The organism is Mesorhizobium sp. M1D.F.Ca.ET.043.01.1.1 (genome assembly GCF_003952385.1).
Taxonomy (GTDB): domain Bacteria; phylum Pseudomonadota; class Alphaproteobacteria; order Rhizobiales; family Rhizobiaceae; genus Mesorhizobium.
This window is the reverse complement of sequence record NZ_CP034444.1, coordinates 3,006,779-3,025,158: the sequence shown is the minus strand read 5'-3', so window position 1 is coordinate 3,025,158 and position 18,380 is coordinate 3,006,779. Positions and strand designations below refer to the sequence as shown.

At 63.1% G+C, this 18,380-nt stretch carries 15 protein-coding genes; 9 read left to right on the top strand and 6 right to left on the bottom strand.

What is annotated here, in order from left to right:
- Window positions 1-4 precede the first annotated feature (4 nt).
- From EJ067_RS14650 to EJ067_RS14630, 5 genes are all read left to right on the top strand, one after another.
- On the top strand, window positions 5-1,549 hold the full coding sequence (locus EJ067_RS14650; protein ID WP_126086365.1) for a DegQ family serine endoprotease: 1,545 nt from the start codon (window positions 5-7) through the stop codon (window positions 1,547-1,549).
- A gap of 226 nt (window positions 1,550-1,775) precedes the next feature.
- The gene (locus EJ067_RS14645; RefSeq protein ID WP_126086364.1) at window positions 1,776-2,387 is read left to right on the top strand and encodes a sulfite oxidase-like oxidoreductase; all 612 of its coding nucleotides are present in this window, start codon (window positions 1,776-1,778) and stop codon (window positions 2,385-2,387) included.
- Window positions 2,388-2,411: 24 nt separating this feature from the next.
- Window positions 2,412-3,158, top strand: a complete 747-nt coding sequence (locus EJ067_RS14640) for a ferredoxin reductase (RefSeq protein WP_126086363.1) — start codon at window positions 2,412-2,414, stop codon at window positions 3,156-3,158.
- 536 nt (window positions 3,159-3,694) lie between these two features.
- A complete protein-coding gene (locus EJ067_RS14635; protein WP_126089622.1) occupies window positions 3,695-3,901 on the top strand; it encodes a DUF680 domain-containing protein in 207 nt (68 codons plus the stop codon).
- A gap of 156 nt (window positions 3,902-4,057) precedes the next feature.
- Complete coding sequence (locus EJ067_RS14630; protein WP_126086362.1) at window positions 4,058-4,288, top strand: DUF680 domain-containing protein; 231 nt, start codon at window positions 4,058-4,060, stop codon at window positions 4,286-4,288.
- A gap of 79 nt (window positions 4,289-4,367) precedes the next feature.
- On the opposite strand, the gene ugpC is transcribed toward EJ067_RS14630, so the two are convergent.
- From ugpC to EJ067_RS14605, 5 genes are all read right to left on the bottom strand, one after another.
- Window positions 4,368-5,480, bottom strand: a complete 1,113-nt coding sequence (gene ugpC, locus EJ067_RS14625) for a sn-glycerol-3-phosphate ABC transporter ATP-binding protein UgpC (RefSeq protein ID WP_126086361.1) — start codon at window positions 5,478-5,480, stop codon at window positions 4,368-4,370.
- 35 nt (window positions 5,481-5,515) lie between these two features.
- Entirely contained in the window at window positions 5,516-7,180 is a 1,665-nt protein-coding gene (locus EJ067_RS14620) for an alpha-glucosidase (RefSeq protein ID WP_126086360.1), read from the bottom strand.
- Window positions 7,181-7,184: 4 nt separating this feature from the next.
- Window positions 7,185-8,339: a carbohydrate ABC transporter permease gene (locus EJ067_RS14615; RefSeq protein ID WP_126086359.1), complete on the bottom strand. Its 1,155-nt coding sequence runs from the start codon at window positions 8,337-8,339 to the stop codon at window positions 7,185-7,187.
- A gap of 1 nt (window position 8,340) precedes the next feature.
- Window positions 8,341-9,354: a sugar ABC transporter permease gene (locus EJ067_RS14610; protein ID WP_126086358.1), complete on the bottom strand. Its 1,014-nt coding sequence runs from the start codon at window positions 9,352-9,354 to the stop codon at window positions 8,341-8,343.
- A gap of 274 nt (window positions 9,355-9,628) precedes the next feature.
- Window positions 9,629-10,984, bottom strand: coding sequence for an ABC transporter substrate-binding protein (locus EJ067_RS14605; RefSeq protein WP_126086357.1), 1,356 nt, complete (start codon window positions 10,982-10,984; stop codon window positions 9,629-9,631).
- Window positions 10,985-11,343: 359 nt separating this feature from the next.
- On the opposite strand from EJ067_RS14605, the gene EJ067_RS14600 reads away from it, so the two are divergent.
- Window positions 11,344-12,366 carry a substrate-binding domain-containing protein gene (locus EJ067_RS14600; protein ID WP_126086356.1) on the top strand — a complete coding sequence of 341 codons (1,023 nt, stop codon included), beginning with the start codon at window positions 11,344-11,346 and terminating at the stop codon, window positions 12,364-12,366.
- Window positions 12,367-12,397: 31 nt separating this feature from the next.
- Here the strand turns inward: EJ067_RS14600 and EJ067_RS14595 are convergent, their stop codons facing one another.
- Entirely contained in the window at window positions 12,398-13,936 is a 1,539-nt protein-coding gene (locus EJ067_RS14595; protein WP_126086355.1) for a winged helix-turn-helix domain-containing protein, read from the bottom strand.
- A gap of 109 nt (window positions 13,937-14,045) precedes the next feature.
- Between EJ067_RS14595 and EJ067_RS14590 the strand changes: the two genes are divergently transcribed.
- The 3 genes from EJ067_RS14590 to EJ067_RS14575 all read left to right on the top strand — a co-directional run bounded on the left by EJ067_RS14590 (window position 14,046) and on the right by EJ067_RS14575 (window position 18,187).
- Window positions 14,046-14,870, top strand: coding sequence for a class II aldolase/adducin family protein (locus tag EJ067_RS14590; RefSeq protein ID WP_126086354.1), 825 nt, complete (start codon window positions 14,046-14,048; stop codon window positions 14,868-14,870).
- Window positions 14,871-14,900: 30 nt separating this feature from the next.
- On the top strand, window positions 14,901-15,941 hold the full coding sequence (locus EJ067_RS14585) for a methyltransferase (protein WP_126086353.1): 1,041 nt from the start codon (window positions 14,901-14,903) through the stop codon (window positions 15,939-15,941).
- 473 nt (window positions 15,942-16,414) lie between these two features.
- Complete coding sequence (locus EJ067_RS14575) at window positions 16,415-18,187, top strand: adenylate/guanylate cyclase domain-containing protein (protein WP_126086352.1); 1,773 nt, start codon at window positions 16,415-16,417, stop codon at window positions 18,185-18,187.
- The last annotated feature ends 193 nt before the right edge of the window (window positions 18,188-18,380 follow it).

Here is an 18,380-nt window from a genome sequence, read left to right as displayed (position 1 = left end):
GACCATGTCACCCTTGAGCATTCTTCGCAGACATCGCGTCGCCGCCCTGTTGGGCGCTGCGCTGATCATCTCTCCCGCCGTTGTTTCCTTCGCGCAGAACACCGGCAATGCCGGCCTGAGCAATGTGGTCGCGACGACCCAGACGCCCGTCGCCGGCATCACCGCCCCGAACGGCTCGTTCGCGCCCGTGGTCGCCACCGCCAAGCCGGCTGTCGTCACCGTGACGACCGTGATGAAGGCGCAGCCCGGCGCAACGGGCGATGGCTCGCCCTTCGACGGCAATTCGCCCTTCGACCAGTATTTCCAGCAGTTCTTCGGCGACCAGGGTATGCCAATGCCGAAGACGCCGCCGCAGCAGTCGCCGCGGCAGGAGGCATTGGGCTCCGGCTTCATCGTCGGTTCCGACGGCACAATCGTCACCAACAACCACGTCGTCGACGGCGCGACCTCGATCAAGGTGACGCTCGACGACGGCACCGAGCTTCCCGCCAAGCTGGTCGGCCACGACGCCAAGCACGATCTGGCGGTGCTCAAGGTCAAGGCGAGCAAGCCGCTGCCCACCGTCAAATGGGGCGATTCCGACAGACTGATGACCGGCGACCAGGTGCTGGCGATCGGCAACCCGTTCGGCATCGGCACCACGGTCACCGCCGGTATCGTCTCGGCGCGCGGCCGCGACCTGCACAGCGGGCCGTTCGACGACTTCATCCAGATCGACGCGCCGATCAACCACGGCAATTCCGGCGGCCCGCTGGTCGACGTCAGCGGCAATGTCGTGGGCATCGACACCGCGATCTATTCGCCCAACGGCGGCAGCGTCGGCGTCGGCTTCGCCATCCCGTCGAACCAGGCGCAGAAGGTCGTCGCCAAGCTGATGAAGGGCGGCGATATCGAATACGGCTATCTCGGCGTGCAGATTCAGCCGGTGACGCAGGATGTCGCCAGTGCGATAGGGCTCGATCATCCGGGCGGCGCGCTGGTCGCCCAGGTCACCGACGGGTCGCCGGCGGCCAAGGCCGGCATCGAGACCGGCGATGTCATCACCGGCTTCGCCGGCCAGGAGATCAAGGATCCGAAGGACCTGTCGCGCGCCGTCGCCGACGTCTCGCCCGGCAACAAGGAGACGCTGGATGTCTGGCGCAACGGCAAGGCGATGCAGATTTCGGCAGATGTCGGCCGCAACACCGACGACCAGAAGACCGCGTCGAATGACGAAGGCGGCAAGCCATCGACCGGCGAGGGCCTGCGCGTGCCGTCGCTTGGCCTTGGCCTGACCGACCTCACGCCCGACATCCGCGAGCAGCTCAACCTGGCCGACAACCAGCGCGGCGCCGTGGTCGAGCGGGTGAACCCGGACAAGGCGGCCTCCGCCGCCGGCATCGAGCCCGGCGATGTGATCGTTGCCGTCGACCGCACGCCGGTGAAGAGCGCAAGGCAGGCCAACCAAGCGATCGCCGAAGCCGGCAAGTCCGGCAGGAAGTCGGTGCTTTTGCTGGTCGATCGCGGCGACGCGCAGATATTCGTAGCCGTGCCCTTCGCCGCCGGCTGAAAACTTCTAGAGCGGTTCAGTGTTTCACGGAAACGCCGAACCGCTCTATCTCTTTGTTTTTACGCAATTCCGGACGGAAAACCGTCACACATTTTTCCTGGAATTGCTCCATGGAGCCTGCCGGCATGCCGGCAGGCTCTGCCCGCAAGATTTAGGTTGCCCGCAAGAGTATCTTCGAGAACACTGCCGCGGACCGGCAGGCGGCCTGGTCACAGGAGGCGTCTCGATGGTCACCCGCGGCTTCTTTTCCGGACGGCGTCCTCCTTCCGATACGGATGAGCGCATCCCGCCGGGACAATATCTGGAACAGGGTTTTCCGGTTCTCTCGGCGGGGCCGACGCCGCGCGTGCGCACCGAGGACTGGTCCTTCACGCTCAAGCACGGACCGCGGCCGATCAAGAAATGGAGCTGGGCCGAGTTCAACGCCCTGCCACAGAACAAGATGACCCGCGACATCCATTGCGTGACCGCCTGGACCAAGTTCAACACGCCCTGGCAGGGCGTGCTGATCGACGACATCCTGGCGGACGCCGGCATCGAGCCGCCGAGCGGATTCACCCTGGCGCATTCCTTCGACGGCTATTCGACCAATGTGCCGACCAAGGACCTCGTCACCGGCAAGGCGATGGTGGCGCTGCTTTACGAGGGCAAGCCGATCACCCTCGACCACGGCGGACCGGCGCGGCTTCTGGTGCCGCATCTCTACTTCTGGAAATCGGCCAAATGGGTGAACGGTCTGCAGTTCACCGAACGCGACGAGCCGGGGTTCTGGGAACTGCGCGGTTATCACATGTATGGCGACCCGTGGCGCGAGCAGCGCTATTCAAGTGATCCGTAAGCGGCGATCCGCGAGTGGCGATACATGAGCGCCGAACCGCAGCCGCAGTCGCCCTGGCAGATGGCCACGATCACCCGCATCGAAAAGCGCACGCCGCGCGTCACCAGCTTCTGGTTCCAGCCGTCGCGCCCGTTCACCCATCTGGCCGGGCAGCATGTCGACGTCAGGCTGACGGCGCCGGACGGCTATCAGGCGCGCCGTTCCTATTCCATCGCCTCGGCGCCGGAGGCAGGCGCTGGCATCGAACTGGCGATCGAGCGGCTCGACGATGGCGAGGTTTCGCCGTTCTTCCACGATGTTGCGGAGATTGGTGACGAGATCGAACTGCGCGGCCCGCTCGGCGGCCACTTCATCTGGGAGGCGAGCGACGGCGGGCCGATCCTCCTGGTCGGCGGCGGCTCCGGCGTCGTGCCGCTGATGGCGATGGTGCGCCACCGCGCCTTGCAAAAATCGGCCGCGCCGATCGCGCTGGTGTTCTCGGCGCGGGTCTGGGACGAGGTCATCTTCCGCGACGAGCTGATCGGCCTCGACGACCGCCGCGACGGCTTCGATCTGGCGCTGACGCTGACGCGCGAGCAGGCCCGGCGCGCTTCCGATTATTCCCGGCGCGTCGATGCCCGGATGATGATGCAGGCGATGGAGCGGCTGCCCAAGGCGCCCCGGCTCGCCTTCGTCTGCGGCTCGAACGCGTTCGTGTCGGCCGCCGCTGAAGCCCTGATCGAAGCGGGCGTTCCGGCAGGGTTCATTCGCACCGAGCGCTACGGGGTTTGAAGCAACTCCACGGGAAGGGGCATAGCCGGGATTCAACGCGGCTCGGCCCGCTTGCTGCTCGATTGCCGGGCACGGGCTTCGATACCGCCGATCGAATGTCGGCGGCCGCCCGAAAGCGCCCAATTCCGCTTCGCGGTCCGGCTTCGGCCGGCGGCCGGCAATGCCTCCGAATCAGGTCTCGATCGGTCCCCAAACGGTTAACGGTATCGAAAAGTGACTATTAGGAGATTCTAAAATCGAACCGAACGGTTCGTTTCTGTTGACGGTGCGTGCAGGACGGGGTGAACATTGGCGCTCCGATACACTTGGTGAGCCAAGCGGCATTGTCAGGCAAAGTATTGATTCAACATCGAAAAAAATGGTTGTTAGGCGTGCTTATTACAATTTCAAGGGGTGGAATCATGGTCCAGCCGGAACAACTTCGTGATTGGAATCCGGCCGCCGGCTTACCCACATCGGAGCAGTCCGAACGACGCGATTCCATTTCCCAAGACACGCCGCCACACGGACGGAAAAAAGATACTGGAGTACCAAAAATGAAAAAGATTGTTCTTACTGCCGCCGCACTTCTGGCCATTTCCGGCAGCGCCTTCGCTGGTAGCGAAAACTACGGTTCCAACGGCGCCAATCAGCCGGCTGCCTCGGTCGACACTTCCTATACGGCTTCGGTCCACAAGTCGGACCAGGCCGCTCAGCAGCCCGTCACCCAGGGCGCGGACCGCAACCTTTTCGGCAACAACTAACAGCCGATTGCCGACCATGATCCGGATATGAGGGGCCATGGCCGCCGAGAGACAGACGGCGGGTTGTCCCGCCGTTTTCAATGCATGTTGCCCCAAAACCGTGCAGCGGTTTTGGGCAACGGCATGCATCAGATCAGGAATTCAGGAGTATTGAAAATGAAGAAGATCGTTCTTGCCGCCGCGGCCGTTTTGGCCCTGTCCAGCGCCGCTTTCGCGAGCAGCGACAACTATGGCAACAGCGGCGTCAACCAGCCGGCCCCCGCCGTCGACACGACGCGCACCTCGTCGACCAGCACCGGCTCGCCGGTCTACAAGCTGTTGAACTCGTCGGATGACGCGCACAAGTCGGCCCCGCAGGGCAGCGACCGCAACCTGTTCGGCCGCTAACACCCCAGGCAGTTGAAAAAAGAGCGGCGGGCTTTGGCCCGCCGCTCTTTTCGTTTGCCGGAGCGGAAGAACGCCGGCCTCAAGCCGCCTTCGCCTCGGCGCGATGCAGCGTGAAGGAGTGGCCGTCCGCGTCGAAGATGTGCAGGTCGCCGGCGCTGGCGTTGAGCCGCAAGGTCTCGCCGCGCTTGACCTCGACATTGCCCGGCAGCTTGGCCACCAGCGGCAGGTCGGCCCGGCCGATGTCGACATAGACGAGCTGAACCTCGCCGAGCTGCTCGATGTAATCCACCTTGCCTTCGAACAGGTAATCCGTGCCGGTGGCGATCGCGAGATCCTCCGGCCTGACCCCGAAGCTGACCGCCGCGCCGTTCGCCGAGGCGGGCGTCGCGATCGGCACCGTCGCCTTGCGGTCGCCGACATGGCTGACCACTGTCGGGTTGCCGGCTTTCTCGATCTTCGCCGGCAGGATGTTCATGGCCGGCGAGCCGATGAACTGGGCGACGAACAGGTTGCCCGGCCGCTTGTAGAGCTCCATCGGCGTGCCGACCTGCTCGACGACGCCTTCCTTCAGCACCACGATGCGGTCCGCCAGCGTCATCGCCTCGACCTGGTCGTGGGTGACGTAGATCATCGTCGTGTTCGGCATCTGCTCCTTCAGCTTGGCGATCTCGATGCGGGTGGCGACACGCAGCGCCGCGTCGAGGTTCGACAGCGGCTCGTCGAACAGGAACACTTTCGGATTGCGCACGATGGCGCGGCCGATGGCGACGCGTTGGCGCTGGCCGCCCGACATCGCCTTGGGCAGCCGGTCGAGATACTTGGTGAGCTGCAGGATTTCGGCCGCCTGCCGCACCCGCTTGTCGATCTCGGCCTTGCTTTCCTTCCCGATCTTCATCGAGAAGGCCATGTTGTCGTAGACCGTCATATGCGGATAGAGCGCATAGGACTGGAACACCATCGCGATGCCCCGCTTCGAAGGCGGCACGTCGTTCACCACATCGCCGTCGATCTTGAGCACGCCGGACGTGATCTCCTCCAGGCCGGCGATCGACCTCAGCAAAGTCGACTTGCCGCAGCCCGACGGCCCGACAAAGACGATGAACTCGCCCGATTTGATGTCGAGGTCGATGCCGTGGAGAATGTTGAGGTTGCCGTACGATTTCTTCACCTGGTCCAGCGTGACATCGGCCATGGTTTTCTCCTCCCAGTGATTGTCCGTTCTAGAACTCAGTCGATACGCCCGAACCAGGCGCCATACCCGCCGAGGCGGATGAGCCCGGTGCCAGCTTGTCCCGAAAAGCCGTGTCCCGGCAAGGGTTGCAGCGAGCCTTTGCCGAGATCGACCTCTGCAGGCTTGCTGCCGAGGTTGAAGACGCAGGCGATGCGTTCGTTGCCTTCGCGCCGCGTGAAGGCGACGGTGTCGCCGTCGCTTTCAATGAAATCGATGTCGCCCTTGCCCAGCGCCGGATGCTGGCGCCGGAAGGCGAGGAAGCGCCGGTAGTGTTCGAGCAGCGAACTCGCATCGCCCTGCTGCACGTTCACCGCTTGCGAAAGATGCTTGCCCGGCACCGGCAGCCAGGGCTTGGCGGTCGAGAAGCCGCCGTTCTCGGCCGCCGCTTCCCACACCATCGGCGTGCGGCAGCCGTCGCGGCCCTTGAATTCCGGCCAGAAGCGAATGCCATAGGGGTCCTGCAGGTCCTCGAACTTGAGCTCGGCCTCGCCGAGGCCGAGCTCCTCGCCCTGGTAGATGCAGACCGAGCCGCGCAGCGACATCAACAGCGCCGAGATCACCTTGAGATAGGCGGCCGGATCGGGTTCGTTGGCGGCCCAGCGCGAGGCCACGCGCATCACGTCATGATTGGAGAAGGCCCAGCAGGACCAGCCGTCGCTGGCGACCCGCCCGAACGCCTCCAGCACCGCGCGCACCTTTGCGGCGCTGATCTTCTCGGGCGCCAGGAAATCGAAGGAATAGCACATGTGGACGCGCTTGCCGTCGGCGGTGTAGGCGGCCACCACTTCCAGCCCGCGCTGCGAGTCGCCGACCTCGCCGACGGCGGCTTGCGCCGGATATTCGTCGAGGAGCGCGCGGAAGCGCTCGAGGAAGCCGAGATTCTCCGGCCGGCTCTTGTCGTAGATATGGTCCTGGTAGTTGTAGGGGTTGACCGCCGGCGCCGTCTGGTCGTTGCGCTCTTCCGGCGGCAGCGGCGGATTGTCCTCCAGCCCCTGGCTGTGGAAGTAGAAGTTGATGGTGTCGAGCCGAAAACCGTCGACGCCGCGCTCCAGCCAGAAGCGGGTGACGTCGAGCAGCGCGTCCTGGACTTCCCGGTTGTGGAAGTTGAGGTCCGGCTGCTCGGCCAGGAAGTTATGCAAGTAATATTGCTGGCGGCTGGTGTCCCACTGCCAGGCCGAGCCGCCGAAGATCGACAGCCAGTTGTTGGGCGGCGTGCCGTCGGGCTTGGCATCCGCCCAGACATACCAGTCCGCCTTCGGATTGGTCCGGCTGGAGCGGCTTTCCTTGAACCAGGGGTGGATGTCGGCGGTGTGCGACAGCACCTCGTCGATCATCACCTTGAGGCCGAGGCGATGCGCATCCGAGACCAGCGCGTCGAAATCGGCCAGCGTGCCGAACATCGGGTCGACGTCGCAATAGTCCGACACGTCGTAGCCGAAATCCTTCATCGGCGATTTGAAGAAGGGCGAGATCCAGATCGCGTCGACGCCGAGCGAGGCGATGTAGGGCAGGCGCCGCACAATGCCTTTCAGGTCGCCGATGCCGTCGCCGTTCGAGTCCTGATAGGAACGCGGATAGATCTGGTAGATCACCGCGCCCCGCCACCAGTCGCGGTCGACGGCGGGGTCCGGTCTCGAAGTCACCTTTAAAGCCGATTGCATTTTTTCAACCTCCTTTCACAGAGCCGGCAAGCAGCCCGCGGACGAAATAGCGCTGCAGCGAGAAGAAGACGATCAGCGGCACGATGATGGTCACGAAGGCCGATGTCGTCAGGATCTCCCAGTCGCCGCCGCGCGAGCCGAGCAGCGCGTTGAGCTTGGCCGTCAGCACGATCTGATCGGCCTCCGTGCCAAGGAAAACCATCGCCACCAGCAGATCGTTCCATACCCACAGGAACTGGAAGATGGCGAACGAGGCAAGCACCGGGAACGACAGTGGCAGCACGATCTTGACGAAGATCTCGAAATCGCTGGCGCCGTCGATGCGGGCCGATTCCATGATCTCGCGCGGCAGGCCGGCAATGTAGCTCCTCAGCAGATAGATGGCGAAGGGCAGGCCGAAGCCGGTATGCGCCAGCCAGATGCCGAGATAGGTCTTGGACGGCACGCCGAAGAAGGAGCCGACGCCGTTGTAGAGTTTCAACAGCGGGATCAGCGACATCTGCAGCGGCACCACCAGCAGGCCGATGATGACGGCGATCAGCAGCGCCCGGCCGGGAAAGCGCATCCAGGCCAGCGCATAGGCCGCGAAGGCGGCGATCAGGATCGGGATGACGGTCGAGGGAATGGTCACCGTCAGCGAGTTCATGAAGGAGCGGCCGATGCCTTCGGAGAACAGCACCGTCTGGTAATTGTCTGTGGTGAATTTCGGCGGCGCCGACGAGGCGAAGTAGACGCGCTGGCCGCGCTCGCCCTCGAAAGCCTTCGGCGAGGAGAGGACGTAGCCGCCGTCGGCATTCATCTGCAAGGTGACGCCGTCGCCGAGATCGGCCGCCGTGCCGGCCGCGTATTGCGTCGGCGCCGAGGACTTGACGCCGAAGGCGCTGACGTTGCGTTTGGCGCCGTCGCCGAAGATGTTGCCCTCGATGACGTATTTGCCGTCCTTCTGCGCCTGCGCCGAAGCGGCCGGCAACCGTCCGGCTTCGGTCTGGCTGGAACTGGCGAAGGAATTCCACCAGCCCGACGCGATTATCTGGTCCTTGTCGCGCAGCGACGAGACGAGGATGCCGAGCGTGGGCACGGTCCAGATCGCCACGAAGACGAGCACAGCGATGTGGACGCCGAAGCGGCTGGCAAAGGACTTTCCGGTCTTGGCGGTCATCTCAATGCCCTCCCGTCTCTTTGTTGGCCTGGCGGATGTTCCAGACCATGATCGGAATGACGGCGATCATGATGATGATGGCGATCGTGGCGCCGCGGCCGAAGTCGCCGCCGCCGCGGAACATCCAGTCGAACATCAGGTTGGCGAGCACCTGGCTGTTCCATTGGCCGTTGGTCATCGTCAGCACGATGTCGAACACCTTCAGCACCAGGATGGTGATGGTGGTCCAGACGACCGCGATGGTGCCCCAGATCTGCGGCACCATGATCTTCCAGAAGATCTGGAACGGATTGGCGCCGTCGATGACCGCGGCCTCCAGCGTCTCTTCCGGAATGCCGCGTAGCGCCGAGGACAGGATCACCATGGCAAAGCCGGTCTGGATCCAGATCAGGATCACCATCAGGAAGAAGTTGTTCCAGAAGGGCAGGGATATCCACACCTGCGGCTGGCCGCCGAAATACTGGATGATGGCGTTGAGCAGACCGATCTGGACCTGGCCTTCGCCGCGATACTCGTAGATGAACTTCCAAATCACGCTGGCGCCGACGAAGGAGATCGCCAAAGGCAGGAAGATCAGGCTCTTGGCGATCGTGCCCCACCAGATCTTGTCGGTGAGCACGGCGATGATCAGCCCGAGGAAGGTGCATGCGGCAGGCACCACGGCGAGCCAGACGATGTTGTTGAGGATCGAGTTGCGGAACTCGCGGTCGCCGAACGCCCATTCGTAGTTGGCGAGGCCGACGAAGCTCGCGCCGCCGCGGTCGAGGAAGGAGAGCCTCAGCGTCTCGACGACCGGATAGATCAGGTAGATCGTGAGGATGATCATCGCCGGTCCGACGAACAGCCACGGCCGCACCAGCCCCTGCCGGCGCAGATTGTCGACGGCGGCAGTGCCGGAGACGCCGCGCGACGGGAAGACGACGTCGAGCAGCTTGTTGGCGCCCCAGAAATAGGCGACACAGCCGCCGACGCCGATGATGATGACGAATATGGCCGAGAAAATCTGAGCCGCCATGGGTCTCTCTCCCTGCGCATGACCGGCCAGGCGATGCTGGCGATCGGCTTTACTTAAAGCGCGTCGCGATTTTTAAGGTTCGCCCTGAGCGCTTTAAGACCTTGTTTTGATGCATGTCGTCTCCCCAAAACCGCTACGCACTTTTGGGCGACATGCATTATTCGGAACAATCGAGACGCGAAGGCTTCCGGCGGGCGCCGCCGGTCGGATCCGGGCCATGGCCCGGATCCAGTAGGAGGATCAGCAAGTCCGATGCTTTGCCGCCATGAGCGGCCTACTTGATGGCATCCCAGCTCTTCTGGATGTCGGTGGCGACGTCCTGGGCGGACTTGCCGCCGACGAGGTCGATCATGCCGGTCCAGAAGGAGCCGGCGCCGATCTTGCCGGGCATCAGGTCCGAGCCGTCGAAGCGGAAGGTCGAGGCGTTGGCCAGGATGTCGCCCTGCTTCTTCAGCGCTTCGCTGGCATAGGCTTCCTTGTTCACCGCCTTGTAGGGCGTCACGAAGCCGCCCTGGGCCATCCAGATCTCATGCGCCAGCGGCATCTTGAGGAAGTCGATGAAGGCGCGCGCGCCCTTGGAGTCCTTGGTGATCATCACCAGCGTGCCGGCGCCGAGCACGGGATTGCCGAGATCGGGCTTGGAAGCATAGGGCGGATAGTAGAAGAAGTCGGCGTCCTGGCCGACCTCGGTTCCCTCCGGGAAGAAGGTCGGAATGAACGAAGCCTGCTTGTGCATGTAGCACTTCGGCGGCACCGAGAAGAGGCCCTTCGGGCTGTCGCGGAAGTCGGTCGCCGCCACGGCCTTGGCGCCGCCGTCGACCATCTTGTCGTCGGTGGCGATCTTGCCGAAGATGTCGATGGCGTTGACCACGGCCGTGTCGTTGAACGGGATCTCGTTCTTCACCCACTTGTCGTAGACGTCTGGCGTCTGGGTGCGGAGCATGATGTCCTCGACCCAGTCGGTCGCCGGCCAGCCGGTGGCGCCGCCCGAGCCCAGCCCGATGCACCAGGGCTTGCCGCCGTCGGCGATGATCTTCTTCTCGAGTTCGGCGAGCTCTTCCTGCGTCTTCGGCACCTTGTAGCCGGCTTCCTCGAAATTGTCTGGCGAGTACCAGACCAGTGACTTCACGTCGGCCTTGTAGGGGAAGGCGAAGAAGCCGGGCTTGCCGTCCTTGTCCTTGAAGGTGCCGAGGTCGACCCATGACTGGCCGGCGCCGTAATTGTCCTTGACCCATTTGGCGGTGTCGTCGCCGAGCGGAGTGAGCAGGCCTTTGGAGGCCAGGTCCTGGATCAGGCCCGGCTGCGGCAGCACGGCGATGTTGGGCGGGCTGCCCGCCTGCGTGTCGATGACGATCTGCTGTTCGTAATTCTCCGACGAGGAGTATTTGATCTCGGCGCCGGTGGCTTCCTGGAAATATTCGAGCACGGTGCGCACCAGGCCCTCGTCCTCGCCGCGCCATGGCCCGAAGATGGTCAGCGTCTCGCCCTTGAGGTCGACTTTCTTGAGCTCGTCGTAGTTCGCCCAGTGGAAGCGCGGGTCCTCGCCCGGCTTGAATTTCAGTTCGGCTTGCGCCGGCAGGCTAAAGGCGAGCGCGGCGAAAGCGGCGCCCAAGAGAAGCATTTTCTTCATCGCAATTCCTCCCAGTGGTCAAAACAGTTCGGACGAAACCTCCATCTCGTCCGCCGACGCCCGCGGAACTGTGACTCAGCGAGAAGGCAACCGCAACCTTTCGGGGAGTCTTCCAAAGCGCTTTGGCTTTTTCGATCTCGCCACCGAATTGGTCGGAAGTCAAGAGGGTTGCGGTACTAATCGATTTAGGTCTTCGACCGATTGGTCGAAAAGTGCGCTGCAGCATGCTTTTTTGGCGCTGCAGCAGTAATTTTGCTTCAAACTGCCGCGAGCCGTCACTAAGGTCATCATGCGCGGCGATGTCGCAGCAATCATCGGATCGATTCAAATTGAAAGCGCTTTGAGGCTGGAGGCCTCCGATGAACCTCAAGCAACTGTCGCATATGCTGTCGCTTTCGCAGACCACGGTGAGCCGGGCGCTGAACGGCTATCCTGAGGTCAGCGAGGAGACGCGGCGGCGTGTGATGGACGCCGCCAAGCGCCATGGCTACCGGCCCAATCCGAGCGCCAGGCGGTTGGCCACCGGCAAATCGGGCATGATCGGCTATGTGCTGCCGACCGGCGCTGCCGTCGACATCGATCCGCATTTCGTCGAGTTCCTTTCCGGCCTCGGCGACTATGCCCGCTCGCACGAGCTCGACCTCGTGCTTTCGCCGGCCGATGCCGACGACCAGGAAACCACCTATCGCCGCATCGTCGCGAACCGCCAGGTCGACGCGGTCTACATCTCCTCGCCGCGCCCCACCGACCGGCGGCTGGCGCTGGTCAACACGCTGGGCATTCCCTTCATCGTCCACGGCCGCAGCGAGGGGTTTCAGTTCGACTATCCCTATCTCGACATCGACAATGAAGGCGCCTTCCGCGAGGCGGCGCGGCTTCTCGTCCAGCTCGGCCATAAGCGGCTGGCGCTGATCAATGGCGACGACCGCGAGACCTTCGCCATCCACCGCGAGCGTGGGGTGCGCCGGGCGCTTGCCGCGAGCGGGCTGACGCTCGGCGAGCGCCACATCTGCTCGCTGACCATGACCGAGGAAAACGGCTACCGCGCCGCCCGCCGCCTGCTCGAGGAGAGCGAGCCGCCGACAGCGATCGTCTGCTCCAGCCTGATCATGGCGCTGGGCGTCGTGCGCGCCGTGCGCGATCTCGGCCTGACCATTCCGGGCGACCTGTCGCTGGTCGCCCACGATGACGTCTTCCCCTGGCTGCGGCCGGAGAATTTCCCGGTGCCGCTGTCGACGACGCGTTCCTCGATCCGGCTTGCCGGCGCGCGTGTCGCCGAACGGCTGGCGGCGCGCATATCAGGGCTGGAAGAGGGAGCGCGAGGCGAGGTCTGGCCGGTCGATCTGGTGGTGCGGGGGTCGGTGGCGGGGGCACCGGGGTAGGGTCGAACTCGACCTTCACTCTTTGCTGCGGCTATCTCAGCCCTGCGATGCTTAATCCTTCGATGTACAGGGCCCTATCCAATTCATGTACGATCGGGTGATATTTCTCGACCCACTCAAGGGAAAGCGAGGGCTGCAGCCGTCGAGCCTGCGAGAGAGCCTTGCCAGCGAGGGCACGGTCACCCGCCATGCCTGCAGAGGCCGCGAGCGTACGCCATGCGGTCCCGAAATAGGGTCGAAGCTCTACCGCGCGGCCTTCGTATTCCGCGGCCTCGGCGAAGCGTTTGGCCACGAAATGGCACAGCCCCGCCGTCGACAGGCTTGCGGCCTGCGTGAAGTCCCGAGGGCTAAGGCGGTCTGCGATGGCAAGATGGTGCAAGCCATCCTCGGGCATGCCGCCGTAGCCATAGGCGCATCCCAGGATTATGTGGGCGAAGGCAAAGCTCGGGTTGAGGACAATCGCCTCCGTCAACGCTGCCACAGCCTGGTCGAAGTGACGCGAGGCTATGTGCACAAAACCTGAGGCGCAGTGCGTCCAGGGATCTTCCGGATCGCCGCGGATTGCCCGTTGGGCCATATCCCGGGCGAGAGGAAGAGCATCTGCAGGTTCGGCCAGTCCGAGCGTCACCCGCGCCGCAAGCGCCCAAGCGAGCAGGCAGTTGGCACGGGGATAGTCGGGGTCGATGTCTGTGGCCTTGGTCAGCAGCCGCTCGGCAAATTCGAGCTCTTGTGCCGAACCCCACGTCCAGACATAGGGCATCGCTTTCATCGCGAAGCCCCAGGCGTCTAGACTGCCGGGCGCCCGGCTTTGGAAACGTTCGTGCTCGGCCGCATACAGCTTTGGCTCGATCGCACCGATCACGCTCTGCACTATCTGATCCTGGAGTGCAAAGAAGTCCACCATCTCAAGATCATAGCGTTCAGCCCATATCTGGCGCCCGTTTTGGGCGTCGCTCGCCCTGGCAGCTATCCTTAAACGCATTCCGGAGCGGCGAACGCTTCCGTCAAGCACATAGCGGACGCCAAGCTCGCGCCCGACATGCTTCACGTCCAACGCCTTGCCGCTATATGCGAAGGATGAGTTGCGGGCGGAGACAAACAACCAGCGTAGGCGCGCAAGACGCATGATGAGGTCTTCCGCAAGACCGTCACCGAAATATTGCTGATGGACGTCGTCGCTGAGGTTGGCGAATGGCAGGACGGCGATGGAAGGGCCGGGCTCGGCCGCCTCGCTGTGATGGCTGGCGCCATCTAGCCGCTCGGGCGCTCCGGTGAAGCGATAGCCGACCCGAGGAACCGTCGCTATCCAGTCCTCGCCGTCGGGGGCGGGGCCGAGAAGTTTTCTGAGCGATGCGATCTGCACCGACAGGTTACCCTCCTCTACCGCCGTCCCCGGCCACGCCGCATTGATCAGCTCGGATTTGCTGAGCACTTCGCCAGGTCGCTCCACCAGCGCCTCAAGCAGGAGCAGCGCGCGGTAGCCGACGGGAATCGGAATCTTTTTCCGGAGCAGGGTTCCTGTCTCTGCATTCAGGACGAAAGGGCCGAAGACGAAACGACATCCTTGCATACGACGGATTTTATAGCCGCCCCGAGACTTTTTGTAACTATTAGGCAGAGCTTAAGGACGTCGCCCGCCGATTGCGTCAACGTTGTCCAAACTGCACTAGGAGGAGACAATGACTGTACCTTTTGAATCGGCGGCCCGCTCTGATCTCGAACAGGCCAAGAAGGCTGCCTACGACCCAGCCTTCAGAGGCATCTCCGCCCCGAGCTTTGCCAGCCTTCTCGATGAGCGACAGCACCGCAAAGGGCGCCTCGCCGGCGCTTTCCGCATCTTCGCCGCGTTCGATTTCAGCGAAGGTGTCGCAGGCCATATCACTGCACGCGATCCGGAGTTTACAGACACATTCTGGGTCAATCCCTTCGGTATGCATTTTGGGCAAATCAGGGCCAGCGACTTGATCCGGGTTGACCGCGAGGGCAACGTGGTCGAGGGGGTAGGCCCGCTCAACGTCTCTGCCTTCGCCATCCACGCGGCAATTCACGAGGCTCGCCCGGAGATTGTCGCCGCAGCGCACGCCCATTCTATCTATGGCAAGGCCTGGTCCGCGGTCGGCCGCCTGCTCGATCCGATTACACAGGATGCCTGCGCTTTCTATGAGGACCACGTTTTCTTCGACGATGCGCGAGTAGTCGTTACGGAGGCCAGCGAAGGTGCCGACCTCGCACGCTGCCTCGGCCCGCACAAAGCTGCGATTCTGCGCAACCACGGACTGTTGACCGTTGGCCGGACGATCGAGGAGGCGGTCTGGTGGTTCGTCGCGATGGAGCATTGCTGTCAGGCGCAATTTCTTGCCGAGTCTGTCTGCAAGCCACTCCTGATCGACCATTCAAACGCTCGCGCAGCTCGCGCTGTGAACGGCACTCCCTTCTCCGGTTGGTTCCAGTGCCAGCCGCTGTGGGACCAAATCGTGAGAGTACAGCCGGATCTGCTCAAATAGTCAGGGGGATCGCGTGAGAGGCTAGCATCAATGTCGGCGAACACCGCATGCGACAATACGTCGGCTACCATGGCGCTGCTTCACATGGCTGCCGGAGGATGGATAGGCCAGTCGGTCCATGTCGCCGCCAAGCTTGGGATCGCGGACGTTCTGGAGAGTGGACCGAAAACTCCACATGAGATCGCAACGACCACAGGGTCTCACCCTGAGGCTCTCCATCGGCTGCTGCGCACGTTGGCGAGCCTGGGCATCTTTGCGGAAGATGAGGAGGGCCGTTTCGGTCTCACGGCGATCGCTGACGGGTTGCGGTCGCAAGCGCCCGTCTCCCTGCGGGCCTTTGCGATCATGCTGGGCGAGGAAATGCTTTGGCGCCCTTGGGGCGATCTCCACCATGCCGTGCAGACTGGCGAGGCGGCCTTCGCCCATGTCTTTGGCGATGGATTGTACGACTACCTCGAAGCACACCCGGCGGCAGCGGCCATTTTCGACGCGGCGATCACGGACCGCGCACGCCAGGAGAACAAGGCGGTCGTCGACGCCTATGACTGGTGGCCGGAAACGATCGTAGATGTCGGCGGTGGACAGGGTTCGTTGCTCACCATGATCCTGGCTCACGCTCCCAACGCCCGTGGTGTGCTCTTTGAGATGCCGCATGTGGCCGATGGGGCGAAAAAAATGATTGAAAGGACCGGCCTGGGCTCCAGATGTGCGGTGGTCAGCGGCGACTTTTTTCAAAGTGTGCCAACAGCGGGCGATCTCTACCTGATGCGGCGTGTCGTGCACGGCTGGAGCGATGAAAGCGCAACTGTCATCCTCCGGAATTGCCGCAAGGCAATGACACATCATGGGCGGCTTCTCATCGTTGAGCACGTGCTTGCTCAGGGAAATGCTCCGTCCTGGGGAAAAATGCTGGATCTGCAACAACTCGTTCTGAGTGCCGGAGGACGCGAGCGGACCGAGAAGGAATTTGCGCACCTGCTTGCCGCAGCAGGGTTTAAGCTGGAACGCGTGATCTCCACATCTTCGACGGCAAGCCTCATTGAGGCAATCCCCGTTGCGGAAGTCAGTTGATATCGTTGCTATGGCCCACGCGTCGCAGTTGCGCCTCATGTCAGCCGAAGAGGCAGGCAGCGGCTCGAACCGGCGGCCGCGGCCTTTGCCGCAACCGGTGCCGTCACCGAGTATTCGAGAGCCCCACTACGGGGCGCCAAATAGGCCGTCATCGAGTATCTCGTTGGAAGTCCAGCGAATGATGCCATCGCGGTCCAGCAAGGACTGACCGACTAGCAGACGTTGAAGGTTGAGGCGGTCTACCCCATGGCGTTCGAGAGCTTCGAGGGCCCGCAGCAGTTCAAGTTCAACACATCCGCCAGACTGGCAAAGTCAGCCTGATCTCTGTCCACTCTCACGGGCGCACTCTGCTAGGGTGTCAATTTTGCATGCCGATCCACACATAACCGAGCAGGTTGTCGCCCCCTCCGCATCCCGATAGACTAACCCTATCGTGCACAATAGGCTCCCTCTCGAGTCGGAAGGCCAACAAAATGGCCGAAGAGCGCTTTCGGCGAAAGCTCGCGGCAATCCTTGCGGCCGATGTGGCCGGCTACAGCCGAATGACCGAGACCGACGAGGAAGACACACTCAATCGGCTCAGGCGCCTTCGCACCCAAACCATCGAGCCTCTCATCGCTGAGCATCGCGGCCGCGTCGTGAAGCTGATGGGCGACGGCGCGCTGGTCGAGTTCGCAAGTGCGGTCGATGCCGTTCGCTGCGCTGTCGAAATCCAGGGCAGGGTGGCTGACCTCGACGCTGACACGCCAAGTGCGCGGCAGATCAGGTTCCGGATCGGCATTAACCTTGGCGACGTCGTCGTCGATGACGACGATCTGCTCGGCGACGGCGTGAACATCGCCTCTCGGCTAGAGCAGTTGGCCGAGCCTGGCGGCATCTGCATATCGGCCAAGGTGTTCGAAGAGGTTGGAAACAAGTTGGACCTGGTGTTCGAGGACATGGGCGAGCGCGAGGTCAAGAACATTGCCCGACCGGTCAGGGTCTATGGACTGAAGGTCTCGGCCGTTTCGCCGCTGGTCGACGTCTCGGCGCCGGTGGCCGGATTTGCCGGCCGGCCGGCGATTGCCGTCCTGCCGTTCGACAACATGAGCGGCGATCCCGCCCATGGGTTCTTCGTCGACGGACTGACCGAGGACCTCATCCTACGGCTATCGAGCTGGAAGTGGTTTCCGGTGATCGCGCGGAACTCGACCTTCGTCTTCAAGGGCCACGCGGTGGACATCCGCGACGTCGGCCGCAAGCTCGGTGCCCGCTACGTGGTCGAAGGCAGCGTCCGCAAGTCGGGCAACCGCATCCGGGTGACGGCGCAACTGATCGACGCCACCGATCACCGCCATGTCTGGGCCGAGCGCTACGATCGCGACCTCGCCGACACCTTCGCGGTCCAAGACGAGATCACCGACAGGATCGTTGGCGCGCTCGAGCCGGTCATCGGCGACGCCGAGCAGCATCGCGCCCGCGTCGGGCGCCCCGAAAATCTCGACGCCTGGGAGCTGTGCCAGCGTGCGTTCTGGCACTACTACCGCGTGAACCGGCAGGACCAGCAACTGGCCAAGGAATGGTTCCGCAAGTCGATCGCAATGGATCCTGAACTCGCCATGGCCTGGGGCGGTCTGTCGATCGCCTGCTACTACGACGTCGTGACCAGCTGGACGTCCGACGTCGGCGGCTCGATCGAAGAAATGCGGGCAGCGGGCCTGAGAGCCGTGGCGATCGGTGACCACGGTCACCTGGGCCGTTTCGGCCTGGGTTTCGCACATATCTACAGCCGCCAATATGACTCCGGCATTCGCGAAATGGAGCGGGGAATCGAAGAGAATCCGAGTTCCGCGCACGGATATTATCTATACAGTATGGCGCACATGTTTGCCGGGCACTCGGAGCGTGCTGTTGAGGGGGTGGGAAGGGCGCTGAGGCTGAGTCCGCGCGACTATCACATCGCGCAGCTGATTTCGGCGGCGACGATAGCTAACGTAGTGGCCGGCAACTATGAGCAGGCGATTATGTTCGGCGAGAATGCCACTGCTCGCGCACCCGAGCATCCGCTGGCGCACCGCAATCTGGCCGTTGCACTGGCAAGCTTGGGACGGATGGACGAGGCCAGGGCAGCGATTGGCAATTTCAAACGCCTGGTTCCGAGCTACTCGATCGAAACCTTCCGAAGAGCGATGCCGTTCAAGGACTCCAAGGACGCTGATGCGGTGATTGGTCCGTTGCGGAGGCTTGGAGTGCCGGAGAGTTCCTGACGCTGGCGGCAGGCATTGTCTACGACGAGCTGGAATGCTGCGGGAAAGGCTGAAGATCCCGCGCCCCAGACCAGCCGAACAGCGCCAAGCGGCCAGCTGAAAGACTAGAGCAATTCCAGGAAAAATGCGCAGCAGTTTTCCGTTTGGAGTTGCCTAAAAACAAATAGTTAGAGCTGTTCGGCGATTCTATCAA